At 54.1% G+C, this 25,082-nt stretch carries 25 protein-coding genes; 24 read left to right on the forward strand and 1 reads right to left on the reverse strand.

The features are described 5' to 3' along the window. The first annotated feature begins 130 nt into the window (after positions 1-130). The 10 genes from rnmV (at position 131) to MKY86_RS32095 (ending at position 8,706) form a co-directional block, all read left to right on the forward strand. Positions 131-682 carry a ribonuclease M5 gene (gene rnmV, locus MKY86_RS32050; RefSeq protein WP_036723973.1) on the forward strand — a complete coding sequence of 184 codons (552 nt, stop codon included), beginning with the start codon at positions 131-133 and terminating at the stop codon, positions 680-682. Further along, the gene (rsmA, locus tag MKY86_RS32055) at positions 679-1,563 is read left to right on the forward strand and encodes a 16S rRNA (adenine(1518)-N(6)/adenine(1519)-N(6))-dimethyltransferase RsmA (RefSeq protein WP_076082769.1); all 885 of its coding nucleotides are present in this window, start codon (positions 679-681) and stop codon (positions 1,561-1,563) included. The genes rnmV and rsmA overlap by 4 nt, the downstream gene beginning before the upstream one ends. Before the next feature lie 74 nt (positions 1,564-1,637). Next, positions 1,638-2,546 carry a sporulation peptidase YabG gene (yabG, locus tag MKY86_RS32060; RefSeq protein WP_036723969.1) on the forward strand — a complete coding sequence of 303 codons (909 nt, stop codon included), beginning with the start codon at positions 1,638-1,640 and terminating at the stop codon, positions 2,544-2,546. A gap of 269 nt (positions 2,547-2,815) precedes the next feature. After that, positions 2,816-3,091 (forward strand): biofilm formation stimulator Veg, encoded by a 276-nt coding sequence (gene veg / locus MKY86_RS32065; RefSeq protein WP_036696386.1) that lies wholly within the window; start codon positions 2,816-2,818, stop codon positions 3,089-3,091. A 226-nt stretch (positions 3,092-3,317) separates the two neighbouring features. Further along, positions 3,318-3,497, forward strand: a complete 180-nt coding sequence (locus tag MKY86_RS32070) for a small, acid-soluble spore protein, alpha/beta type (RefSeq protein WP_036723967.1) — start codon at positions 3,318-3,320, stop codon at positions 3,495-3,497. 158 nt (positions 3,498-3,655) lie between these two features. Continuing rightward, positions 3,656-4,510, forward strand: coding sequence for a 4-(cytidine 5'-diphospho)-2-C-methyl-D-erythritol kinase (gene ispE / locus MKY86_RS32075; protein ID WP_036723966.1), 855 nt, complete (start codon positions 3,656-3,658; stop codon positions 4,508-4,510). Positions 4,511-4,675: 165 nt separating this feature from the next. After that, a complete protein-coding gene (gene purR / locus MKY86_RS32080) occupies positions 4,676-5,503 on the forward strand; it encodes a pur operon repressor (protein ID WP_036723965.1) in 828 nt (275 codons plus the stop codon). A gap of 209 nt (positions 5,504-5,712) precedes the next feature. After that, a complete protein-coding gene (gene spoVG / locus MKY86_RS32085) occupies positions 5,713-6,000 on the forward strand; it encodes a septation regulator SpoVG (RefSeq protein ID WP_036696395.1) in 288 nt (95 codons plus the stop codon). Positions 6,001-6,243: 243 nt separating this feature from the next. Continuing rightward, the gene (glmU, locus tag MKY86_RS32090) at positions 6,244-7,644 is read left to right on the forward strand and encodes a bifunctional UDP-N-acetylglucosamine diphosphorylase/glucosamine-1-phosphate N-acetyltransferase GlmU (RefSeq protein WP_036723963.1); all 1,401 of its coding nucleotides are present in this window, start codon (positions 6,244-6,246) and stop codon (positions 7,642-7,644) included. A 108-nt stretch (positions 7,645-7,752) separates the two neighbouring features. After that, positions 7,753-8,706 (forward strand): ribose-phosphate diphosphokinase, encoded by a 954-nt coding sequence (locus MKY86_RS32095; RefSeq protein ID WP_019914487.1) that lies wholly within the window; start codon positions 7,753-7,755, stop codon positions 8,704-8,706. A 104-nt stretch (positions 8,707-8,810) separates the two neighbouring features. On the opposite strand, the gene MKY86_RS32100 is transcribed toward MKY86_RS32095, so the two are convergent. Continuing rightward, positions 8,811-9,017 carry a hypothetical protein gene (locus tag MKY86_RS32100; protein ID WP_379254216.1) on the reverse strand — a complete coding sequence of 69 codons (207 nt, stop codon included), beginning with the start codon at positions 9,015-9,017 and terminating at the stop codon, positions 8,811-8,813. An 85-nt stretch (positions 9,018-9,102) separates the two neighbouring features. Here MKY86_RS32100 and pth point away from each other — a divergent pair, with 85 nt between their 5' ends. The 14 genes from pth to spoIIE all read left to right on the forward strand — a co-directional run bounded on the left by pth (position 9,103) and on the right by spoIIE (position 24,641). Next, positions 9,103-9,663, forward strand: a complete 561-nt coding sequence (gene pth / locus MKY86_RS32105; protein WP_076082772.1) for an aminoacyl-tRNA hydrolase — start codon at positions 9,103-9,105, stop codon at positions 9,661-9,663. A 90-nt stretch (positions 9,664-9,753) separates the two neighbouring features. Then, entirely contained in the window at positions 9,754-9,984 is a 231-nt protein-coding gene (locus tag MKY86_RS32110; RefSeq protein ID WP_036696405.1) for an anti-sigma-F factor Fin family protein, read from the forward strand. Positions 9,985-10,116: 132 nt separating this feature from the next. Further along, a complete protein-coding gene (gene mfd, locus MKY86_RS32115) occupies positions 10,117-13,641 on the forward strand; it encodes a transcription-repair coupling factor (protein ID WP_076082775.1) in 3,525 nt (1,174 codons plus the stop codon). Further along, the gene (locus MKY86_RS32120; protein WP_076082778.1) at positions 13,628-14,677 is read left to right on the forward strand and encodes a peptidylprolyl isomerase; all 1,050 of its coding nucleotides are present in this window, start codon (positions 13,628-13,630) and stop codon (positions 14,675-14,677) included. The genes mfd and MKY86_RS32120 overlap by 14 nt, the downstream gene beginning before the upstream one ends. Positions 14,678-14,982: 305 nt before the next feature. Continuing rightward, positions 14,983-15,525 carry a stage V sporulation protein T gene (gene spoVT, locus MKY86_RS32125; RefSeq protein ID WP_036696414.1) on the forward strand — a complete coding sequence of 181 codons (543 nt, stop codon included), beginning with the start codon at positions 14,983-14,985 and terminating at the stop codon, positions 15,523-15,525. Between the two features lie 207 nt (positions 15,526-15,732). After that, positions 15,733-17,385 carry a putative polysaccharide biosynthesis protein gene (locus MKY86_RS32130; protein ID WP_076082781.1) on the forward strand — a complete coding sequence of 551 codons (1,653 nt, stop codon included), beginning with the start codon at positions 15,733-15,735 and terminating at the stop codon, positions 17,383-17,385. Between the two features lie 78 nt (positions 17,386-17,463). Next, the gene (mazG, locus tag MKY86_RS32135) at positions 17,464-18,963 is read left to right on the forward strand and encodes a nucleoside triphosphate pyrophosphohydrolase (RefSeq protein ID WP_076082784.1); all 1,500 of its coding nucleotides are present in this window, start codon (positions 17,464-17,466) and stop codon (positions 18,961-18,963) included. A gap of 285 nt (positions 18,964-19,248) precedes the next feature. Continuing rightward, positions 19,249-19,521, forward strand: a complete 273-nt coding sequence (locus MKY86_RS32140; RefSeq protein WP_076082787.1) for an HU family DNA-binding protein — start codon at positions 19,249-19,251, stop codon at positions 19,519-19,521. Then, positions 19,521-19,799 carry an RNA-binding S4 domain-containing protein gene (locus MKY86_RS32145; protein WP_036723951.1) on the forward strand — a complete coding sequence of 93 codons (279 nt, stop codon included), beginning with the start codon at positions 19,521-19,523 and terminating at the stop codon, positions 19,797-19,799. The genes MKY86_RS32140 and MKY86_RS32145 overlap by 1 nt, the downstream gene beginning before the upstream one ends. A gap of 131 nt (positions 19,800-19,930) precedes the next feature. Then, positions 19,931-20,215 (forward strand): sporulation protein YabP, encoded by a 285-nt coding sequence (yabP, locus tag MKY86_RS32150; RefSeq protein ID WP_076082791.1) that lies wholly within the window; start codon positions 19,931-19,933, stop codon positions 20,213-20,215. Next, positions 20,212-20,775: a spore cortex biosynthesis protein YabQ gene (gene yabQ / locus MKY86_RS32155; protein WP_076082795.1), complete on the forward strand. Its 564-nt coding sequence runs from the start codon at positions 20,212-20,214 to the stop codon at positions 20,773-20,775. The genes yabP and yabQ overlap by 4 nt, the downstream gene beginning before the upstream one ends. Before the next feature lie 31 nt (positions 20,776-20,806). After that, positions 20,807-21,142 carry an FtsB family cell division protein gene (locus MKY86_RS32160; RefSeq protein ID WP_036723947.1) on the forward strand — a complete coding sequence of 112 codons (336 nt, stop codon included), beginning with the start codon at positions 20,807-20,809 and terminating at the stop codon, positions 21,140-21,142. 125 nt (positions 21,143-21,267) lie between these two features. Beyond that, positions 21,268-21,768: a S1 domain-containing RNA-binding protein gene (locus MKY86_RS32165; protein ID WP_036696437.1), complete on the forward strand. Its 501-nt coding sequence runs from the start codon at positions 21,268-21,270 to the stop codon at positions 21,766-21,768. A gap of 365 nt (positions 21,769-22,133) precedes the next feature. Beyond that, positions 22,134-24,641: a stage II sporulation protein E gene (gene spoIIE, locus MKY86_RS32170; protein WP_076082799.1), complete on the forward strand. Its 2,508-nt coding sequence runs from the start codon at positions 22,134-22,136 to the stop codon at positions 24,639-24,641. Positions 24,642-25,082: the final 441 nt, after the last annotated feature.

Consider the following 25,082-nt stretch of genomic DNA (forward strand, 5'->3'; position numbering starts at 1 on the left):
ACGATATAGTGAGGGAAGCACTTACGAAATTTTAGAGAGCTGCCGCTCATCACTTATACATTCTTTAGCCAAAAAGAAGGGGAGCGAATCCTCTTCTTTTTGCGTTCTGGAGTAAGGAGTAAAAATATTTATGATTAAAGAGCTAATTGTGGTTGAAGGGAAAAGTGATACCGTTGCCGTTAAGCGGGCGGTTGAGGCCGATACGATTGAAACCGGGGGTTCGGCAGTGGATAACAGGGTCATTGCCAAGATCAAGCTGGCCATGGAGCGCCGGGGTGTAATCATTCTTACCGACCCGGATCATGCCGGAGAGCGAATCCGCAAAATCGTCGCGGCCAAGGTGCCGGGCTGCAAGCATGCCTTCATCCCGGAGAAGGATGCAACCCGCAAAGGAGATATCGGAATAGAGAATGCTTCGCCTGAGGCTATCCGCCATGCGCTGGAGCATGTACATACCTCCTTCGAGGGGGCGCCGCCCATCATTGGGCTGGATGAGCTTATGGCCGCAGGGCTGATGGTGCATCCCCGGGCGGCTGAGCGCAGAATGCAGCTTGGCAATCTGCTCGGTATCGGTTATTGCAATGGCAAGCAACTGTACAAACGTCTGGCGATGTTCGGCATTACCCGCGAAGAATTCGCGCAGGCCCTCGCCCAAATTGATCAGGGAGGCATTACTTCATGAGCGGTATCGAGAATATCTCGTCCCCAACAAGAACCAAAGCGATAATTCAGCGTTACGGATTCTCCTTCAAAAAAAGCCTGGGCCAGAACTTTCTGATCGATCAGAATATTCTGGACAAAATTGTGGATGCCGCCGGTCTGGACAGCACAGCCGGTGCGCTTGAGATTGGGCCGGGGATTGGAGCACTGACGGAACGGCTGGCGTTGACGGCCGGGGCCGTCACTGCGGTAGAGATTGACCGCAGGCTGATCCCGATTCTTAGGGATGTCCTGTCGCCTTATCCCCATGTAAAGATCCGTAATGACGATGTGCTGAAGGTGAATCTGCAGGAGCTGTTCGCTGAGGATTTCGCGGGCAGGGACCGGGTTAGTGTCGTAGCTAACCTGCCGTATTATGTGACTACACCCATCCTCATGAAGCTGCTGGAGGAGAAGCTGCCGCTGGATAATATCGTGGTCATGATCCAGAAGGAGGTTGCCGAGCGTATGGCGGCGTCTCCGGGCGGCAAGGAGTATGGCAGCCTGAGTATTGCCGTCCAGTATTACAGCGAGCCTGAGCTGGTCTGTATGGTGCCGCGTACGGTGTTCATCCCGCAGCCTAACGTGGAATCAGCTGTGATCCGGCTGAAGGTCAGAGAACGTCCTCCGGTGGAGGTAGCCGACGAGCAGCATTTCTTTGGTGTGGTTCAGGCGTCCTTTACCCAGCGGCGCAAGACGATTGCCAATAATCTTAAGGCACGATTCTTCCCGGAAGAAGGGCGGGAGCGCCTGGAGGCGCTGCTCTCCGAAGCCGGCATTGAACCCTCGCGGCGCGGAGAGACGCTTAGCATTGAAGAGTATGCGCGGCTCAGTGCGGTTCTTCTGGCTGCAGGCATCGCATAGAATACAGAAAACCCTCCCGGCGGATGAACCAACCGGGGCCTTTGCCCATAACATGGGGTAGAGGTGGTGTTGTAATGAATCTAGGAGACTTGGTCATTCGTAAATCCTATGGCGGCGATGTGACCTTCCGGGTAGACAATATATTGCAGAATAGAGCAGTCATTAAAGGCACGGAGTTCCGTCTGCTGGCGGATTCCCCGCTGGAGGATCTGGTGCAGGTGCCTCCTACACGGGTTACCGAGCGGGGAGCGCGTGCGCAGATCAAGGCAACAGAATCTCTAACCTGGTTGCGTAAAGACCGGCAGGTGCAGAGCCAGCGAAGCGGAGAGAGCGTGTCGGGGTCCACGGGAACCTGGGGCCCATCTCCGAAGGAAGCGGCTTATTTTGAAGTGCCGGGTAAGGTCCTGCATTTGGATGGTGATGCACTCTATCTGAAGAAGAGCCTGAGCCTCTACGAGCAGCTGCGCATACCGGCTGAGGGACATCATGTCAACGAATCCAAAATGGCGGAGACGCTGTACCGTCTGCTGCCCCGTGTGCGTCCCGATATCGTAGTGATTACCGGCCATGATGGAGTACTTAAGCAACAGCAGAATTATGATCTGTACAGTCTGAGCAGCTATAAGAATTCACAGAATTTTGTGGCAGCCATCCGGGTGGCCCGTGAATATGAGCGGAATTTCGATGCTTTGACGATCGTAGCCGGAGCCTGCCAGTCGCACTTCGAGGCTCTCCTGGGCAATGGTGCCAACTTCGCCAGCTCCCCGGGCAGAATACTCATTCATGCCCTGGACCCGGTGTATATCGCGGCCAAGGCCTCTTTTACCTCTATCCGGGATACGGTGAACTTAAGCGATGTACTGAGCCATACGATCAGCGGCAATCAGGGGATGGGCGGAATAGAGACGCGGGGCAGCTTCCGGATCGGAATGCCTCAGCTGCAGAACCTGGCTACGCTGAAGGTAGCTCCTTCGGTGCTATAACCGGGTAAGTGATAACTGAACAGGCGGAAGGAATAGGGTAAGCATTCGTGCTTATCCTATTTTGCTGCCACGGAAGCCGCTTATGACACAAGATGGGTCAGGGAGGAGCCAGTCATCATTACTGATAACAAGGTGCTTAAGTCAGGAATTTCCCCGCCTAAAAAAATTCCGTTGACAACTTTTTTCTCATCATCTATAATTATTTATTTAATTTGACAAGTGGTTATGGAAGTTGTATAATGGACAAGGAAAGAGGTGGTCGTCAGGTAATGGCTAATAACGCGCTGTTAGAAATTAAACGCAGTCTTGAAGCTCACGTCGGTCATAAGATCACGTTGCGGGCTAACGGTGGCCGTCGGAAGACCGTTGAACGCACCGGTGTCCTGGAAGAAACGTACCCTTCTGTATTTATTGTCAAACTCGATCAGGAGCAGCAGACCTTCAAGCGTGTCTCCTATAGCTATGCCGATATACTTACTGAATCTGTGGAAATCACAGTTACCGAAGACGATGGGCAGATGCGGATTATGTATATCAAAGCTTAGCGTCATGACAGTCTCCCTGCGGGGGGGCTGTTTTTTGATAGAATTTTTATGTTTTGGGGTCCCCGCAAAGTACCTGAGTCATCACCTACGCTAAAGCCCCACTTTGTGGGGTTATTTTGCATGTAGGGGGTCTTCCTGAATGATGCTGCATGACACTGGCCTCCCGGCTGCATACTACATAGGCAGTACGTTCATCATAGAGCAGCATACAAGGGAGGCATTCGTAATGAGCCGCAGAAGACGAAGCATGATGTCGGAGGAATTGAAGACGGAGCTGGCCAAGGAGCTTGGGTTCTACGAAACGGTTGAGCAGGAGGGCTGGGGCGGAATCCGGGCAGTCGATGCCGGGAATATGGTGAAACGGGCGATTCAGCTGGCAGAGCAGGCTGCTGCGCGGAAATTGTAAGCGGCTATAGCGGTGTCATGCCGCACCGGGTATCGCCTGCGGGCGGTACCTTTTCTGCTTCATAGAACCGGATGTATATTTAATGGACTTCACTGTCAGTTTCTCATATAATATGTTAAGTTGTTTTGTACGGGAAAAGCTGAGGGTGGGTGAACGCCTTGAAAATGTATGAGAAGGCACCGGCAAAAATTAATCTGATGCTGGATGTGCTGCATAAGCGGGCTGATGGATTTCATGAAGTGGAAATGATAATGACAATGGTCGATCTGGCGGACCGTCTGGAGCTGTCGGAGCTGAAGCGGGATTCGATTATTATCTCAAGCCAGGCCGGGTATATTCCGCTGGATGAGAAGAATCTGGCCTTCCAGGCGGCAAGGCTGATCAAGGACCGGTATAACGTCAGAAGCGGAGTACATATCCATCTGGACAAAAGAATTCCGGTCGCTGCCGGCCTCGCCGGCGGCAGCAGCGATGCCGCGGCTACGCTGCGCGGCCTGAACCGGCTCTGGCGCCTGGGCATCCCGGTGCAGGAGCTGCAGGAGCTGGGCGCTGAGCTGGGCTCAGACGTCCCGTTCTGCGTCACAGGAGGCACTGCCCTGGCTACGGGCAGGGGCGAACGGCTGACCCCAATCGCGAATCCTCCGCAAATGTGGGTCATCCTGGCGAAGCCGCCGATCAATGTATCGACGGCTGAGGTATACGGACGCGTGCGCGCCGGCAACATAGCGGTGCATCCGTCCGCGCTCCGCATGCAGCAGGCTCTGGAGGCCGGTGACTTCTCAGCCGTCTGTGAGGGCCTTGGCAACGTGCTGGAGGATGTGACTCTGAAGCTGCACCCTGAGGTGCAGCAGCTCAAGGAAGCGATGCTGAAGCTGGGGGCGGACGGCGTGCTGATGTCGGGGAGCGGTCCGACCGTATTTGGCCTTGTCTCCAGGCACTCCAAGGTGGCGAGAATCTATAACGGGCTGCGCGGATTCTGCAAGGAAGTCTATGCAGTGCGTTCGCTGAGCTAAGCGGAGCGGGACCATCCTCTGATAACGGAGGCAAAGCGGTTTCCGCTTGTGCAAATCCGTACAATAATGATATTATTCATAGTAATATTCGGTTTTGTATAAAGTGAATTTAAGAATCGAGCATGCATTATTCTTAAATTCAGCTTATAAGGCGAGGAGCATTCCGTGAAAAAACTTAAACGAAGCCAACGGTTAGTTGATATGACCCAATTTTTACTGGAGAAGCCGCATGATCTGCTGCCTCTGTCCACTTTTGCAGAGCGGTACGGTGCGGCGAAGTCATCGGTCAGCGAGGACCTGGCTATTATAAAAGAGGTATTTGAAGGCGAAGGAATGGGCGAGCTGCAGACACTGGCCGGGGCAGCGGGCGGAGTGCGTTATATTCCGCGCATGCCTATGGATATGGCGCTTGCCTTCGTGAACCGTCTGTGCGGGCAGCTTGAGCAGAGCGACCGGATACTGCCCGGCGGTTATCTGTATATGTCGGATCTGCTCGGCCTCCCGTCCCTGATGGAGCAGGCCGGCAAGATCATTGCCACCGCCTTCTACGGCGTGGAGATTGATGTCGTCATGACGGTGGAGACCAAGGGGATTCCGCTGGCGTACGCAACGGCTGCGCAGCTGGGGCTGCCGGTCGTGCTGGTCCGCCGTGACCATCAGGTAACGGAGGGCTCGGCTGTAAGCATCAACTATGTATCGGGCTCCCATAAGAGCATCCATACGATGTCCCTGTCCAGACGGGCACTGCGCGAGAAATCCCGGGTGCTGATTGTCGATGACTTCATGAAGGCGGGTGGCACCGTACGCGGAATGGTCGATCTGTTGGGTGAGTTCAATGCAGAGGTCGCAGGTGTGGGCGTACTCGTAGAGTCCGGCGACGTGGAGAATGAAGAACGCCTGCTGCATGACTACGTGTCGCTGGTGAAGCTGACAGAGGTGGACTCCAAGGTGCGGCGTATTTCGGCGTTTCCGGGCAACTATTTCTCCTCCTGAACGAGGGATGCTGCCGGTTCTGAAAAGACGGGCATAATGTCGAAACTGTGAGGATTCTTAAGATAACTGCACGAAATCTGTCGAAATCGACGATTCTGCAAAAATAATCTTCTTAATCAGGCATTATTTGGAATGAAAAAGAAGGAATTCGCTTTGCTGTGTGGAATTATACACCAAGTCTCTGATGGAAAAAGGTGGTGAACACACACATGCAAATTACGGATGTCAGACTCCGCCGCGTCAACTCTGAGGGGAGAATGAAAGCAATCGCATCCATTACAATCGATAACGAGTTTGTTGTTCATGACATTCGCGTCATCGACGGGAATAACGGGATGTTTGTTGCAATGCCCAGCAAGCGTACACCTGACGGAGAATTCCGCGATATCGCACACCCGATTTCTTCGGGAACGCGCGAGAAGATTCAATCTGCGGTTCTGGCCGAGTACGAACGTGCCGCTACGGAAGAAGAGGAAGTAATTGAAGAGGGAGCTTAAGCGGTGAACCGCTGACTCTCTGGGAGTTGCTGCCTCCCCAGGGCGGCAATAGGCCATACCGTTTTATATGTTTCGGGGTCCCCGCAGAGTACCTGGGTCAGCCTCGGAGCCAAAGCCCCACATTGTGGGGGGATTTTATTGGGGTTCGAAGAAAAGGGAACCATGCCTGCATGGTTCTCTTTTCTTTTTGCCCGGAATGAGATATATTCAGTAGTGAGTTCAAGAAGTGGGAGGTTGGCATTCTTGAAAAGAATGGCTGTTGTACTTGCTGCAGGCCAAGGCAAGCGCATGAAATCTAAATTATACAAGGTACTGCACCCTGTCTGCGGTAAACCGATGGTAGGGCACGTGCTTGATACAGTGAAGGCGACCGGATGCCAGCATAATGTAGTTGTTGTAGGCCACGGCGCCGAGAAGGTTAAGGCATACTTAGGCGAGAATGCCGAATATGTGCTGCAGGATGTCCAGCTTGGAACCGGCCATGCCGTCAAGCAGGCCAAGGATCTTCTGGGCAGCGAAGAAGGAACCACCATTGTCATCTGCGGAGATACGCCGCTTGTCATGAGCGAGACACTCGAAGGCATGATGGCGCTGCATGAAGCGCAGAATGCTGCTGCAACGGTCCTTACTGCTGTTATGGAGCAGCCTGCCGGATATGGACGGATTATCCGCGGCGAAGACGGCGGAGTGCTGAAGATTGTGGAACAGAAGGATTGCACAGAGAGTGAAGCTGCGGTTAACGAGATTAATACAGGGACGTATTGTTTTGATAACGCGAAGCTCTTTGCTGCTCTCGAGAAGGTTACGAATACCAACAACCAGCAGGAATATTATTTGACGGATGTTATCGGTATACTCCGGGCGCAGGGCGATATCGTTCTGGGCTATCAGGCCCATGATGCAGCAGAGTCCATTGGTGTGAATGACCGACTGGCGTTGTCTGAAGCCGAAGGCTATATGCGTCAGCGCATCAACCGGGGGCATATGCTCGGCGGAGTCACTATCATCGATCCGGCTTCAACCTACATCGGAGCAGATGTTGTCATTGGAGCAGATACTGTGCTGTATCCGGGCACGGTACTCAAGGGCAAGACAGTGATCGGCGAAGATTGTGTGATTGGTCCGGCAAGTGAAATTGAAGACTGCGTGATTATGGACGGAGCGGCTGTGAAGCATTCCGTGCTGAATCAGGCTCAGGTCGGCACACGGGCTTCCGTTGGGCCTTTTGCGTATTTACGTCCCGGAACCGTTCTGGGTGAGGGTGTTAAGGTCGGCGACTTCGTAGAGATCAAGAATGCTACAATCGGCGACGGCTCCAAGGTATCTCATTTAAGCTATGTCGGTGATGCTGAGGTCGGTAAGAATGTCAATATCGGCTGCGGCGCGATCACCGTTAATTATGACGGCTATAATAAGTTCAGAACCGAGATTGGCGATGATGCCTTTATCGGCAGCAACGTGAACCTTGTGGCTCCGGTTACAGTGGGCAAGGGCGCATTCATTGTCGCCGGTTCCACGATTACGCGTCCGGTTTCGGAGAACGATCTGGCGATTGCCAGAGCAAGGCAGGAGAATAAGCCGGGATATGCAGAGAAGATCCGCTCCCGGGCCAAGGCGAAGAAAGACCAGCATAGTCCATCGTAAAGCGTGTAAGCAGAAAGCAGCTGTAGGCTTAGAGCGCCGGACGGACTTCTTGCACATCCGCGCCGGTGCTTTGGCCAGTTAAATTCCGTCACGGAGGGTTTATATTTTATGACTTATTGTGATTCCAAACTCAAGATTTTCACCTGCAACTCCAATCCTAAGCTGGCCAGCCAAATTGCTGATTATATCGGCATTCCGATGGGCGAGTCCCATACGACAAGCTTCAGTGATGGAGAGATTCAGGTTAAGCTGTCGGAGAGTGTCCGGGGCTGTCATGTCTATATCGTACAGTCCACCTGCGGACCGGTGAACGACAATCTGATGGAGCTTCTGGTGATGGTAGATGCGCTTAAGCGTGCCTCCGCGAAGAGCATCAATGTCGTGATTCCTTACTACGGGTATGCCCGTCAAGACCGTAAGGCCCGTTCCCGTGATCCGATTACGGCCAAGCTGGTAGCGAACCTGATTGAGAAGGCGGGTGCACATCGCGTCATTACTATGGACCTTCATGCGATGCAGATTCAAGGCTTCTTCGACATTCCAGTAGATCATCTGCTGGGTGTTCCGATTCTGGCTCAATATTTCCGTTCGAAGCAAATTCAGAACCCGGTGGTCGTCTCTCCTGACCATGGGGGCGTGGTGCGTGCCAGAAAGCTGGCTGACTTCCTTAACGCTCCGCTGGCGATTATCGACAAGCGCCGTCCTGAACCGAACGTCAGTGAGGTTATGAACATTATCGGTAATATTGAAGGCAAAACGGCGATCCTGATCGATGATATCATCGATACGGCAGGAACGATCGTTCTTGGAGCCAATGCTCTGATGGAAGGCGGCGTGAAAGAAGTCTACGCCTGCTGTACGCATCCTGTATTATCCGGTCCGGCGCATGAACGTCTGGAAAACTCTCCGATCAAAGAAATTATCGTGACGGATACCATTCCAATTCGCAGCAGCAACCCGACCTCCAAGCTCAAGGTACTGTCCGTAGCCCCGCTTATGGGCGAAGCTATCATTCGCGTGCATGAAGAGCTGTCGATCAGTAAGCTGTTCGAAATCGAATAGGCCGCAGGCAGATCAGCAGAAAAAGGGTTACACCTTTCGTCAAGCGGAAGGTGTAACCCTTATCGGCGTGATACAGCGGCAGGGACTAAAGGCTCGTATAAGCTTCAATATCCCGGACGGGAGATGAAGGTGAAGAGGCTGCGGTTGTACAGCGTACCCTGCAGCTCTACGAAGCCTTCGTCCACCGCTGTAATCACACCGATGTCTACGTGCGCGTTCCCCCTATAGACTTCAACAGGCACAGCATATTGAATATGGTACTGGAAATGGCGCTGCAGTGTTAAGATATCGCCCTGATGTGGCATGTTCATCACCTGTCTCCGGAGTATAAACTTATTGTACCAAAAACGGAACTCTTCTGCTGAGAGTACCGGGTGGAAAGGAAAAACCTTAAATATGAAATGGATTGTTGGACTCGGGAATCCCGGAACGCAATACGCGAAGACCAAGCATAATGTCGGCTTCATGGCCCTCGATGAGCTTGCGTCCAGACACGGAATTGCCTTTAACCAGAATAAATGCAAATCGGTAATCGGTGAAGGGATGATCGGCGGTGTGAAGACGGTGCTGATCAAGCCGATGACCTTCATGAATCTGTCCGGGGAAGCTGTACGGGCTTATATGGATTATTATAAGGTCCAGCTGGAAGATATGATTGTGGTCTATGATGACCTGGATACGGAGCTGGGTAAGATCAGGCTGCGATATCAAGGCAGTGCCGGCGGGCACAATGGCATCAAGTCCATCATTCAGCATACGGGTACCCAGAGCTTCAACCGGGTGCGGATGGGCATATCCCGTCCGGAGCCGGGCTTTGCTATAGTTGACTACGTACTATCTACCTTCGCCAAGAAGGATGGAGCAAGGCTTGAGAGCATGATAAGTGATACTTGCGATGCTGTGGAATTCAGCCTGCAGCATACCTTTGAACAGACCATGGCCAAATTTAACGGATGAAATACAAGGCATAGGGTTCAGGACCCTGCGGCTAAAGCCCTCCCGGGCGGGGCATACTGAAGGTATATACTACCTTCAGGAGGCATATAGATGGCAATACACTATGTATGCAGGCACTGCCGGACGTTCTTGGGAAGCATTGGCAGAAGCGATATTACAGAGATGCAGCTGGGGCTGCAATCCTTGACCCCTGCGGAGCGCAGAGATATAATAGCGTATGATTCAGAAGGCGAGATTACGGTGAAGGTGACCTGCGATTACTGCAAGCAGGCGCTGGATAACAACCCCGAGCTCAGCCTGCTGGCCAGTCCGCTTCAGTAAGGTGGAAGCGCCTGTCTCTATCGTCATCCGCAAGCCTTGGCCTTATCCGCTGAGGCTTGTTTTCGATTCCAATTATAATAGGTGACAGCGGCATTGCCGCTGTCAGCCTGTTTAGTAAGAGAGGTGCACCTGTTGTTACAAGGTCTTATAGAAGCTTTTTCCAAGGATACTGATTTCCAGTCTGTCACCCGTGGCATCGCAGCAGGGATGAAGGAACAGCTTATCTCCGGTCTGTCCGGCTCGGCCAGACAAATCATGCTGGCTGCCCTGCATGAGGAGACGCAGCGTCCGCTCTTGGTTGTGACCCATAATATGTTCTCAGCCCAGAAGATGGCTGATGATTTGCAGGAAGCGCTTTCCCCGGAGCGGGTGCTGCTCTATCCGGCCAATGAGTTGGTGGCGGCTGAGGCCGCTGTCTCAAGCCCGGAGACGCTGGCTCAGCGGATTGATGTACTGACGCGCTGCGCCCAGGGCTTCCGGGGAATTGTAGTTGTTCCCTACTCCGGCGTTCGGAGGCTGCTCCCCGCTCCGCATGTCATGGCTGAAGCCCAGCTTACGGTTTCGCAGGACGGAACCTTGCCACTGGATGACTTCCTCATGTCCATGATTGAGATGGGCTATGAGCGGGTGGAGCGGGTAGAGAACCGCGGTGAGCTTAGTGTACGCGGCGGTATTATCGACTTCTATCCCATGACCTCTCCACTGGCTTACCGGGTGGAGCTGTTTGATGATGAAGTAGACTCCATCCGTACCTTCGACCCTATGGATCAGCGCTCCATCGATAAGGTCCGCAGTGTGAAGATTACACCGGCCAAGGAGATTATATTCGATCAGCTCCGCCAGGATGCGGCTTCTACCGCTGCGTCTGCAATGCTGGAGCGGCAGCTTGAGAAGATGAGTGACCGTCAGGCCAAGCTGCGTCTGCGTGAGGAGATGGGCCGGGAGCTGGAGATGCTGCGGCAGGGTACCTATTTCCCGGAAGTCTATAAATATATCAGTCTGCTCTACCCTGAACGTATTCATCTGTATGATTATATGGCTCAGGATACTTTGCTTGTCCTGGATGAGCCGGCCAGACTTCTGGAGACCGCCAAGCAGCTGGAGCGGGATGAGTCGGAATGGAATCTGCACTTGCTGCAGAACGGCAAGACGCTGCCTGAGCTGCAGCTCTCTGTCGACAGCGAGGTTATTATGTACCAGCGTCCGTTCCAGAGCCTGTTTATGTCGATATTTCTGCGTCAGGTTCCACATATTCAGCCACAGAATATCTTAGGCTTCATCAGCCGCGGAATGCAGGACTTCCATAGCCAGATGAATGTGCTGAAGTCCGAGATGGAGCGTTGGCACAAGTCCGGCGTGAAGGTGATCATGCTGGCGAACGGCGAGGAGCGGATGGAGCGTATCCGCCGGGTACTGGATGACTATGGCATTGAGGAACCGACGATCCTGCAGGGCAACCTGGGCTCCGGCTTCGAGCTTCCTTCGATTCATCTCGCAGTGATCACTGAGGGTGAGATGTTCTCGCAGAAGCAGCGTAAGGCGCGGAAGGTCTCGAAGGGCATTGATAATGCCGAACGGATTAAGAGCTATACCGAGCTGAAGATCGGGGATTATGTGGTTCACCAGAATCACGGGATCGGTAAATATATGGGCATCGGGACGCTTGAGGTCAGCGGTATTCACCGCGACTATATGCACATCCTCTATGCAGGAGGCGACAAGCTCTCTGTTCCGATTGAACAGATTGACCTGATTCAGAAATATGTCGGCTCGGAAGATAAGGAGCCGAAGGTCTATAAGCTGGGCGGCAATGAATGGACCCGGGTTACCAGCAAGGTACGGAGCTCGGTTCAAGATATCGCCGATGATCTGATCAAGCTGTACGCAGAGCGCCAGAGCGCGCTTGGCTATGGCTTCGAGAAGGATACGCAGGAGCAGCGCGAATTCGAAGAGATGTTCCCTTATGAGGAGACACGTGACCAGCTGCGGGCGATCGAAGAGATCAAGAAGGATATGGAGCAGAACCGTCCGATGGACCGGCTGCTCTGCGGCGATGTAGGCTATGGCAAGACAGAGGTGGCGATCCGGGCTGCTTTTAAATCTGCTATAGAGGGCAAGCAGGTGGCTGTGCTCGTGCCGACGACGATTCTGGCGCAGCAGCACTACGAGACCTTCCGTGAGCGCTTCGCCAATTATCCGCTGAATATTCAGGTATTGAGCCGGTTCCGCAGCCGCAAGGAGCAGAATGAGACGATCAAGGGAGTACGCCAGGGGACAGTGGATGTTATTATCGGCACACACCGGCTGCTGTCACAGGATCTGGTCTTCAAGGACCTCGGCCTTCTGATTGTCGATGAAGAGCAGCGTTTCGGCGTGACCCACAAGGAGAAGCTGAAGCGGCTGAAGACCAATGTCGATGTATTAACTCTGACAGCCACACCGATTCCCCGCACGCTGCATATGTCGATGCTCGGGGTGCGTGACTTGTCAGTTATTGAGACACCACCGGAGAACCGCTTTCCCGTACAGACGTATGTGGTGGAGCATAGCCAGACGCTGACCCGGGAAGCAGTGGAGCGCGAGCTGGCCCGTGGCGGGCAGGTCTATTATCTGTACAACCGTGTACAGGGGATTCAGGAAATGGCGGCGCAGATCTCCATGCTGGTGCCGGAGGCAAGAGTGGGTATCGGGCATGGACAGATGTCGGAATCGGAGCTTGAGAAGACGATTCTCGACTTCCTGGACGGAGAGTATGATGTGCTGGTCAGCACCAGTATTATAGAGACCGGTGTCGATATTCCTAATGTAAATACACTGATTGTTCATGATGCTGACAAAATGGGCCTGTCCCAGCTCTATCAGCTGCGCGGACGCGTCGGCCGTTCCAACCGGATTGCTTATGCCTACTTCACCTACCAGCGCGATAAAGTGCTGACCGAGGTGGCTGAGAAGCGCCTGCAGTCCATCAAGGAATTCACTGAGCTCGGGTCAGGCTTCAAAATTGCTATGCGCGATCTCTCCATCCGGGGAGCAGGCAATCTGCTGGGGGCGGAGCAGCACGGCTTCATTGCCTCGGTCGGCTTCGACCTGTATTCGCAAATGCTGGCGGAGGAAATCCGCAAACGCAAGGTGAGTGTGCTTGGCGAGGAGGATACTTCGCTGAAGCAGGGGAATACGGTCATTGATTTGTCGATTGACGCGTATCTTCCTTCCGAGTATATTTACGACAGTATCCAAAAAATAGAAATCTATAAAAAGGTTGCTGCTGTGGCTTCCTTCGAAGATGCCTCCGAGCTTGAGGATGAGCTGCTGGACCGGTTCGGCGAATTGCCGGAAGCCGTTATTAATCTGCTCTCTGTGGCCCGGTTGAAGGTGTATGGCAAGCTGTACGGCATGGAATCCATGGTCCGGCGCGGGGATGATGCCCTGCTTAATTTCCACGAGGGCAGCCTGGGGGCGTTTGATACGGCAAAGCTCGCCAAAGTTGGTAATAGCTTCGAAAGGCGTGTACAATTTGATAAGGATGCCAAGGCAACGATCCGGATCAAAGCGAAGGATTTAGGTGACAAGGGGCTGCTGGATGTGCTGGAGCAATTCCTCGCGGCAGCCAAACAGTCTTTAAAATCGAAGGGAGAATTACACAATGTCGTTAAATAAAAAATCCTGGAAGGTACTGGTGGTCTCGCTGACCGCAGCCCTGTCCTTCTCCATGCTTGCTGCCTGCAGCAATAAAAGTGATGATACTGCGGTGGCAACGTATAAGGGCGGCACCATTACCCAGAAGGAATTCAATCTGGATACCCGCGTAATGAAATTCCTATCCCCCGAGCAGGCGCAGTATCTGGAGATTGATATGTTCAAGGAGTCCATCCTGAAGCAGGAGGTCGCGTTCGAATACTTGGCGGACAAGGCCACAGATGAAGCGAAGAAGGCTGCGGAGAAAGAAGTCGATACTCAGATCGGCTCTATCAAGACTGCGCTGGGCGATAAGTACAAGAGCACGCTGAAGGAACAGGATCTGAGCGAGTCGGACCTGCGTTCCTATATGCAGCGCGTACTTACCGTATATCAGGACATGCTGCTGAAATTAACGGACGAGCAGGTCAAGACCCATTATGAAGCCACCAAGGCTGATTATAGTGTGGCTACTCTGCGCCATGTCCTGGTTGGCCTGACCGATAGCGCCGGCAAAGAGCGGACGGATGCCGATGCGCTGAAGCGCGCCCAGGAAGTGAAGGCGAAGCTGGATGGCGGGGCGGACTTTGCAGCCGTGGCCAAGGAATACTCGGATGATACCAGCACGAAGGAAACCGGCGGTGAATACAAGGACAAGGCACTGGTAGATTATGTAGCAGAGTTCAAGGCTGCGGCCCACTCTCTTCCGCTGAATACGATCAGTGAGCCGGTCAAGACTACCTACGGATATCACATTATCAAGGTGGAAGCCCGCAAGGACACTACCTTCGATACGCTGACTGCCGACCAGCTGAAGGCTGTGAAGAACTCTGCCGCTTCTGCCAGCCTGGAGACCTTCCTGGAGAAGGAACTGGACAGTCTGGAGATTAAAATCAATCTGCCGAAGAGCTCAGCTGCTGCAGGCAGCGCGGGAGCCACAGCTACACCGGCTCCGGCTGCGGGTAGTGACACGCCACCCGCTACAGATACACCGGCTGCTACAGAAGCCGCTAAATAAATTTAGGCTGGACAAGCCGCCTGATGCGCCATGCATCCGGGCGGTTTTTTTTGCCACAATAGAACAAAATGGGGAAAATACTGCGGCGGTATAGAAATGACTATTTGTGATCATAACTGGAATGATGCCGGGCCGGGGCGTTCTCATTCTCCATGAACAATTATATGCGGGCTGAGGGATGTATAAGGAACTGGGAAGAGATGAATACTATGGTCAGATATTACGATAAATCACCGGGATTAACCATTCCCATAATGGACAGTAGTTGGACCATACTTCTTAAGGAAAGCGGGGCAACATTTGAAATGAAAGCTACTGGTATTGTAAGACGTATTGATGACCTCGGACGAGTTGTTATCCCCAAAGAGATCAGACGCACCTTACGGATTCGTGAGGGCGATCCTCTGGAAATTTTTGTTGACCGCGATGGTGAGGTTATATTGAAAAAATATTCACCGATTGGTGAATTGGGCGATTTCGCCAAGGAATATGCAGAGTCGCTGTATGAAGGAACAGGGCATATTACCATGATTACGGACCGGGACACGTTCATCGCGCTCGCCGGCGGCTCCAAGAAGGATTATCTGGAGAAGCAAGTGGGTGTGCTGCTGGAAAAGGTAATGGAAAGCCGTAAAACGATGCTTGAGAATAATGCAGGCAGCTATGACATCAGCAAGGACCACACGGAGCTGTTATCCACGTATGTGGCAGCGCCTATTATCTCCGGAGGAGATCCCATCGGCTGCGTAGTGCTGCTGAATAAGGATGATTCGGTCAAGATGGCCCAGATGGAAGTGAAAATGGCGGAGACAGCCGCAGCCTTCCTGGGCAAGCAAATGGAGCAGTAATCAGCTGGTGCTGGAGAGTCCCGCTTTTCCTTAGGTTATTATGACCGTAGGGAATGGCGGGTTTTTGCTGTGAATCGGCAAGCTAAGGAATAGACGCATGGTCATTTACACTTCTACCCTTAGATAAGTTATAATATAGAAATTCATTTGCTTAGGTTAAAACAAGCTCTATATTATGGCAGTTATGGCTGTAGAAGCAGGTAAACGATGACATCCAATTCGCAAGGCTCGAAGCTGCTGCAGGGCGCTTTTATTCTTAGCGCGGCAGCTATTTTCTCGAAACTGATCGGTACGCTCCAGAAGATACCGCTGCAGAATCTGGGCGGTGACGCCGCGTTCGGTATCTACAATACGGTCTATCCGCTGTATACCATTCTGGTTACGGTGGCGATGCTCGGGCTGCCTGCCGCCATCTCGCGGTTCGTGGCCGAGGCTTCGGCGGCACAGGACGCGCAGAAGGGGCGGCGGGTCCTGCTGCTATCCGCCGGAATTACAGCGGCCAGCGGCCTGGTGCTCGGCATTCTGGTCTACGCCGGGGCTCCGCTCATTGCGGTATGGGTCGGCAGCTCCCATATTGTCCCGGCGCTGCGCAGCAGCGCCTGGGGGCTGGCGGTGGTGCCGCTGATGGCTGCGCTGCGCGGCTACTTCCAGGGACTGCATAATATGATGCCGACCGCCGTGTCGCAGGTGGTCGAGCAGTCGGTACGCGTGGCGGTCATGATCGCGCTTCTGCTGTATCTGACGGGCGCTGGCGCAGATGCGGCAGGAATTGCTGCCGGTGCGATGCTGGGTCCAGCCGGGGGCGGGATCGCCGGTCTCGGCGTGATGCTGCTGTATTGGCGCAGCCACCGCCGGGGCTTGCAGGACAGGCTGCCTCAAGCTCCGCTTCAGAACAGAACAGCATCGGCTGTACGAAGGGATAAGCAGGGCATTCCTGCCCGGGAGCTGTTAGCCTATGGCCTCCCGGTGATGCTTGGTGCGCTGGCTGTTCCGTTAATCGGACTGGTCGATGTCTTCACAGTTCCCCGTCTGCTGGCGGGGAGCGGGAGCAGCGAGACGGCGGCGATGGCCCAGTTCGGCATCTATAACCGCGGGCTGCCGCTCGTGCAGATCGTAACGATGCTGGCGACCTCGCTCTCGGTCGTCTTCATCCCGGCACTGGCCGAAGCGAAGTACCAGCGGGATGAGGCCTTGATCCGCACGCGCATCACGCTGTCGCTGCGCTGGTTCTGGCTCCTCGGGCTGGCCGCCTCCGTAGGCCTGGCCGTGCTTGCAGAGCCGGTGAACACGGCTCTGTACGGGGACGCCGCCGGCAGCGGCGCGATGACCTGGCTGGCCTTCACCGCCGCGGGCGGCACGGTCAGCATCATCTCCGCCGCGCTGCTGCAAGGCCTGGGCGCCGTGCGGGCGCCGGCGCTGACCCTGCTGGCCGCCGCTGCGCTTAAGGCGGCCCTCAACCTGCTGCTCGTCCCGCAGCAGGGCATTACCGGTGCGGCCATCGCTGGCGTGGCCGCACATCTCTTCGCAGCAGCGCTGAACGTGCTGCTGCTCTACCGGCAGGGACATCTGCGGCTGCGCGCCGCAGATGTCCTGCTGAAGCCCGCGGCGCTGCTCGCGGGCCTGGGGCTGGCCGCCGCGGCTGTGAGCCACGGCGCAGCCAGGGCGGCAGACGCCGCCGGCTTCGGCGGCGGGCGGACCGTGGCCCTGGCGCAGAGCCTGCTCGGCGTGCTCGCAGGCTGCGCCGTCTTCGCACTCGGCGCAGTGGCGCTGCGGCTGCTCAGCGAGAGCGAGCTGCGCCAGCTTCCGGGCTTCGGCCCGCGCTTAGCGGACAAGCTGAAGAAGCTGCGCCTGTTCCCATAAGGCGCAGCTCAATAGATACATAGCGCAGCCGCCTTTCGCGAATAGCAGCAGGCGGCTGCCTGGAAGGAGTAGACTGGCATGAGCGCAACATTAACGATCGTCGGCCTGGGCTCCGGGAACCCGGACCGGCTGACGCTGGGCATTATCAAGAAGCTGAAGGCGGCCTCGGCCGTATACGTGCGGACCGCAGAGCATCCTGTCATGGCTGCACTGGCGGAGATGGAGATAGCCTGGGAGTCCTTCGACGGGCTGTATGAGTCGCTGTCGTCCTTCCCTGAGGTCTATGAAGCCATTACGGCAACGCTGATCGAGAAGGCTGCGGCCGCTCCGCAGGGCACGGAGATCGTCTATGCCGTGCCGGGGCATCCCATGGTGGCTGAATCCGCCGTCTCCCTGCTGCGCGGGCGCTGCCCGGAGGCGGGCATTGAGCTGAATATCCTCGGCGGCGAGAGCTTCCTGGATGAAGCGTTTGTCCGACTGGGCTTTGATCCGATTGAAGGCTTCCAGCTGCTGGATGCCTCCGGTATCCGCAGCTCCCAGCTTCACCCGGAGCTGCACACCCTGATCGGGCAGGTCTATGACAGCTTCACCGCGTCTGAGACCAAGCTTTGCCTGATGGAGCTGTACCCGCCCGAGTATGAGGTCATTGCCGCACATGCGCTTGGCGTGGAGGGCGAGGAGCAGATTCTCCGGGTGCCGCTGTACGAGCTGGACCGGCAGGACGGCTATGGTAACCTGTCGCTGGTGTATGTTCCGGCGAACCGTGCGGATGAAGCGCGTAACCGCACCTTTGCCCGGCTGCATGAGATTGTCGATATTCTGCGGAGCCCCGAGGGCTGTCCTTGGGACCGTGAGCAGACGCATGAATCCTTGCGCAAAAATCTGATCGAAGAGACCTATGAGGTGCTGGAGACGATTGACGAGGATGATCCGGACCATATGAGGGAAGAGCTGGGCGACCTGCTGCTCCAGATTATGCTGCACTCCCAGATGGAAGAGGAGCTGGGAACCTTCAGTGTCTACGATGTCATTGAGGGGCTGAATGAGAAGCTGCTGTTCCGCCACCCGCATGTCTTCGGCGATCAGGCGGCGGGCAATGCCGAGGAGGCGCTGCAGAACTGGGAAGGGATGAAGGCCGAGGAGAAGCGGCGCAAAGGCGTGAAGCCCGAAGCCCTGTCCGCACTCAGCGGGGTTCCGAGGGATCTGCCGGCTCTGATGAAGGCGTATAAGCTGCAGAAGAAGGCGTCCCGCGTCGGCTTCGACTGGGATAACACCAGTGATGTGCTGGCCAAGATCCGCGAGGAGGTTGACGAGCTTCAGGAAGCGATTGAGACGGGACAGTCCGCCGGGGAGCAGATGCTGGAGCTGGGCGACCTGCTGTTCGCAGCCACCAATGTGGCCCGCTTCATCGGAGCCGATCCGGAAGAAGCGCTGACCCGCACCAACCGCAAGTTCGTAGCCCGCTTCGAGTATATTGAGCAGCGTCTGCGGGATCGGGGGGTCCGGCTGGAGGACAGCCCGCTGGAAGAGATGGAGGCCCTCTGGCAGGAAGCCAAGGCAGAAGAGCGGAAGCAATAGATTTTAGAATTATAGTCTTCGGCGTATATCCCGCGCGTTTCACGGCAATGCTGTGACTATTGGCGCGAATCTCTGATTTAAAATGCATTGAGAGGTTTATAATGTTATAGTGCTATAACCCCCATATCCTACGCAAGATGTTACTTTTTCAAAAAAAACGGCGGATCGTGGCAGGAATTGAGGGCGGAATCCAGAATATCATAAAGACGAAATGACGATTTGCCGTGATTTTCCGGTAAACCTGATTTTCATTTATTTTTTGTATCCTAGGAGGAACTTCAAATTATGAACAAGACAGATCTGGTAAACAACATTTCCGAGAAAAGCGGACTATCCAAAAAAGACGTAGAAACCGTACTTAACGGAATGCTGGGCGAAATTACAGAAGCTCTCGCAAGCGGAGATAAAGTACAGCTGATCGGCTTCGGTACTTTTGAAACGCGCAAACGTTCCGGCCGCACCGGCCGTAACCCGCAATCGGGCACACCTATCGAAATTCCTGAATCCACAGTGCCGGCCTTCAAGGCAGGCAACAAGCTCAAAGAAGCCGTTAACTAATGCGTCTGGACAAGTTCCTGAAGGTCTCCCGTCTGATCAAGCGCCGCACCGTGGCCAAGGATGTGTCCGAACAGGGCCGGGTGTTGATCAATGGACGGGAGTCCAAACCGAGCAGCACGGTGAAGATCGGTGACGAGATTACCGTGCAGTTCGGCCAAAAGCTTGTGACGGTCAAAGTGGAAAAGCTGGTGGAAACCACCCGCAAGGACGAGGCCGCCGGAATGTATACCCTGCTCCGTGAAGAGCCGGTTGCCAAAAGCACGGGACTCGACTGGTAGCAAATGATTGCAGCATAAGGTTAAGAGGTATTCCTGAAGCCGGAAGACGGCGGAGCGGGATGCCTCTTTTTTCTTGTTCTATACCCTGTCCTTCCTTCATAGATTAGAACCAAGAAGGAGGGGTACATGCTATGATGGAGCCAACTAAAGTCAACAAACAGCATGATCTGCACATGCGCAGCCGTAAGCAGATTGAGCTGACAGGTGTGCAGAATGTGGAGAGCTTTGACAACGAGGAGTTTCTGCTAAGTACAGAGCTCGGCCAATTGACCATTCGGGGGACTCATTTACATATCAAGAATTTAAGTCTGGAGAATGGAATGCTGTCCCTTGAAGGCAATGTTCATTCCCTGATTTATCTGGACCCCGGGGCGCAAGGCAAAAATAAAGGGATTCTCCGCAAGCTGTTTAAATGAATCCCTCCGTTCAATGGATCACCCTGCTCTATATGATTCTGTCCGGCATTGCCATGGGACTGGCCTATGACAGCTACCGGGTGCTGTCGCAGAAGCTGAGATTTCCCAATTGGCTGAATGCGCTGCTGGATTTGCTGTATTGGATAGGGGCTGCCCTGCTGGTCTTTCGCATGCTTTATGCCGGAAACCAGGGACAATTGAGGTTTTATGTCGTTCTTGGCCTCTTTCTAGGTGTATGGATCTATTTTTTGATCTTCAGTATTACAGTGCAGCGTTTTGTGGTAAGGTTAATTCAGTCAGTTCAGTATGTATGCAGGATGCTATGGCGGTTCATTACCATAGTCATCGGAGGTCCGATTCTCTGGCTGTGGCGCCTGGTTAAGGGAATAGTACTGCTGCTCGGCCGGGTCCTTCTTTATATTTTTAAGCTGCTGCTGCGTCTAACCAAGCCAATCTGGGTACTTCCTGTAAGGTGGGCCTCTCCGTATGCATCCCGGTTCGTTCATAGCGCCCGGATCGTGAGGATCACCGAGTGGATATCAGGGTGGCGGAAGCGCTGACCTTGAACCCTGGAACTGGAGGTAAGCTTAAATGAACAGATTCTCTGCGGAAGAGAAGAATACGAATCAGAGTGCTTCGGCCGCAGGCGCGAAGAGAAGAAAGTTTATATGGATTCTTGTGATGGCTGTTTTCTTCGGCTGGGCCGGATTCACTTTCTTTGCCCAGAGCGCAGTAATCGCCGACAAGAGCGAACAGCTCGCCCGTAAGAAAGAGAACAGTGAGAGTGTAACAGCCACGATGAATCAATTGAAATATGAGGTCTCGCGGCTGAATGACGATGAGTATATCGGACAATTAGCGCGTAAATGGTACAATATGTATCCTGCAGGGGAATCCCCTATCCGTACCGAGCAATCCGGGCAATAAAAGCAGGCGAAAAGAGGCTTACGCTGTGTTGCCTTGCTTTGCTCTTTACTGTATAATCAAATCACCGCAGACAGGATGGACATTATATTCGTCTGTATATTTTTAAGGGAGGATCATTTTATTCTATGGCAATTGAAGTGGGCACCAAGTTAGAGGGCAAGGTGACAGGCATCACGCATTTCGGAGCATTTGTGGATCTGTCAGGAGGTGTCACAGGTCTCGTTCACATCTCGGAGATCGCCGATAACTACGTCAAGGATGTTAACGATCATTTGAAGATTGCGGATGTAGTAACCGTTAAGGTGATCAATGTTGACAAGGACGGCAAGATCGGACTTTCCATTAAGCAAGCCGTTGATAAGCCGGCATCGGAAGTACGTCCCCCCAGAGCTCCAAGACCTGAACGTCCAAGCGGTGGAGACCGTTTCGGCGGTGGTGGCGGCAGTGGCGGAGGCGGCGGTGGATTCAATCGTGAACGGGGTGGGCGTCCATTCAAGCCTGCAGCCGGTAAACCTTCATTCGAGGATAAAATGTCACGCTTCCTGAAAGACAGCGAAGAACGGATATCTTCGATCAAGAAGAACACAGAAGGAAAGCGCGGCGGCCGTGGAGCCAAGCGCGTATAATCTGAGTCTTGCACATCATAAATAACCGCAGGGGCGTTTCGCCCTTCGCGGTTTTTTTGTTGCGTCCGGCTATTTTTGTCGGGCTTTGAACAAATTGCCGACAGCATCTATGCCATTCTCACATAACTCTAGGGCAATCGCTGACGAATGTCCGCGCGGCCACTACCTGCAACCGGCAGTCTGACTGCGGCAGTCCGCAGCCGATCTTTTACCCCGTATGGGATTGGGAGGCTTTTCCACAGAATGTCGGGACAGGCTTTTTTGTCGGAAATTTTTTACAGATTGCTCTCCGTTTCTGACAAACTTTCTTAAGACCCCCGCTATATAATGAGAACCATAAAATTCATAAACGGGTGGTGCATGGAATGAGTAAAAGCAATGTGGTGAATTTGCCGGAGTGGACAAGAGCAGGAAGCAAAGACAAAAATCAGAAAGAAGCCTTAGGTACGCGCTTGAAGGCGTGGGGCACCAAGCTGCCGGTTATCCAGTTCATCGCGGTCAAGAAGTGGGTGCTGCTGCTTAGCCTTATGGGCTTTTTGCTGGGACGGGCTATGATCCTGGATGAGCTTACCCCGTTTGCTGCTGCTTATTTCGCCGTCATTGTATTTATGCGCAGGGATTCCATGCTGCCTGTGGCCGCAGCCATCGTGCTCGGCAGTCTCTTCACCCCGTTTCCGGGTGCCATCGTGGTTGCGGCAGAGCTGATTATTTTTTATCTGATCTACAAAGGGCTGGAGAACTTCCAGCGGGTGGATCTGTCTTATGCCCCTCTGATGGTGTTCGTAGCTTCGTTTATGGTGGGACTGTTCCAGGTCGTTATCGGTCCTTCGCTCACGTGGTATCCGCTGATGATGGCGGCCATTGATGCCATACTCGGATTCGTGCTGACGCTTGTATTCCTGCAGGCGCTTCCTTTATTCACCTATAAGCAGAAAAGCAGGGCACTCCGCAATGAGGAGGTACTCTGTCTGATCATCTTGCTGGCTTCCGTCATGACCGGCCTTGTCGGCTGGACCATTAACGGTCTATCGCTGGAGCATGTTTTATCGCGGTTTCTGATTCTGATCTTTGCCCTGGCCGGAGGAGCGCCGCTTGGTGCTGCGGTTGGTGTAGTGACCGGACTAATTCTCAGTCTGGCCGATATCGGAGCCATCTATCAAATGAGCCTCCTGGCCTTTTCCGGGATGCTGGCAGGTATGATGCAGTCCGGACGCAAAGGGGCGGTCTCCATCGGGATGCTGCTGGGATCAACGATTCTCTCCGTATACTTCATGGGACCGGGCGATGTCATGAATTCTACCTGGGAGACCTGTGCAGCTGTAGTATTGTTTCTTCTAACACCTAAGGGGATGATTACTGCCATTGCCAAATATGTACCAGGCACAGCCGATCACAGCCGTTCCCAGCATGAATATGCCCGGAGGGTCCGGGATATTACAGCAGACCGGGTGACCCAGTTCTCGCAGGTATTCCAGCAGCTCTCCAGCAGCTTCGGGCAGATTCCCCGGGCCGCAGAGGCGGGCAAAAGCGACCGTGAGATGGAGGACTTTATGAATACGGTAACAGAGGGAGCCTGCGCCGGATGCATCCGGCGGACCCACTGCTGGGATGCCAAGTTCTATCAGACCTACAGGTATATGACGGACATGATGACCACGGTCGAGGAGTGCCCGGACATTACCGCTGCCCAGCTGCCGCCGGAGTGGAGCCGGATCTGCGGCAGGACGGGGGAGGTTCTTGAGGTGATGAAGGGCCAATATGAGCTATACCAGCATGATATGCGCTGGAAGCGGCAAATATACGACAGCCGCCAATTTGTGGCCGAGCAATTATCCGGCGTATCGCAGGTCATGGAGGACCTGGCGAAGGAGATTAAGCGGGAAGGGCAGGCGATGTACCGGCAGGAGAGCCAGATCCGGGAGGCGCTGGAGAAGCTGGGCCTCTCCATTCACAGCATTGAGATTCTGAGTCTCGATCCCGGCCGGGTAGAGATTGAAGTCGTGCATGCCTACACCCGGGGCTTCGATGAATGCCGCAAAATGATCGCCCCGCTGCTCTCAGATATTCTGGAGGAGAATATCGCAGTGGTCAGTGAGACCGCCGTCCATCCCCGCGAGGGCCTGTCGATGGTGACCTTTGGCTCGGCGAAGGCTTACGAGATAAGCTCCGGCGTAGCTGCCGCCGCAATGGGAGGCGATATGCTGTCGGGAGACAGCTTCAGTACGGTGGAGCTGGGTAACGGCACCTTTGCCGTCTCCATCAGTGACGGAATGGGCAACGGGGAGCGGGCCCGGATGGAGAGCAGCGCTGCGTTATCTATGCTAGAGAAGCTGCTGCAATCGGGAATGGATGAGAAGCTGGCGGTGAAATCCGTTAACTCCATTCTGCTGCTGCGCTCCCCGGATGAATTCTATGCGACAGTAGATATGGCGCTGATCGACCAGTATTCGGCTCAGACCATCTTCATGAAGATTGCTTCCGCTCCGAGCTTCATCCGGCGGGGCAGCGAGGTGATCCCCGTGACGGCCAGCAATCTGCCGATCGGCATCATCAAAGATATCGAGGTGGATCTGGTCACCATGCAGCTTCGCCCCGGTGATATCCTCATTATGATGACCGATGGTATTTATGATGCGCCCGGTTATGCCGTTAATAAGGAGATATGGATGAAACGTCTGATTCAGGAGCTGGAGGGTGATGACCCGCAGGATATGGCGGACGAGCTGCTGGATAAGGTAATCCGCTATCAGGGCAATGAGGTCCATGATGATATGACCATCGTAGTCAGCCGTGTGGATCATTACCACCCGGAATGGTCCAGCCTGCATATGCCCGGCGTGGGCCGGATGGAGCGTCCGCGTACGGTTAGCTAACGCAGTAAGCCATTGACCTGACAACTAATTAGTCTATTTGGATGAGTAAGCTGAAAATGTTGTACGAAATGCAGCCTGATGCTGAAGATACCTGGGTGTTGGAGTGGATTGCTGCATGAATTGCAAGATTTTTTACACTAATCTGCTTCAAGGAGGAGGATTCCTGCCTTTTGTGCAACAATTTCGTTATTTGAGTGGATTGATGGAAGGAATGTTGCATTTAAGGCAGGATTATTGGATTTGAGCGAGCCGAGAGCAAAGTCAGTGCTGAAAATCCGGGTCTTGTCTTTAAACTATTCGGCGAGTGCATTCCAGTCACTCGCCAGCCCCTGCTCCTCTCCTTTTCAACCGCTGCTGGTTAGCGGACGAAAGTTGAGGTTGAAGGTTTATCGTAAAATAAACGGAACGGAGAGAATTTTGGAGCCGTAGAAGCGAAGCGTT

Origin of the sequence: Paenibacillus sp. FSL R7-0333 (assembly GCF_038000365.1) — a bacterium.
GTDB lineage: Bacteria > Bacillota > Bacilli > Paenibacillales > Paenibacillaceae > Paenibacillus_AQ > Paenibacillus_AQ silagei.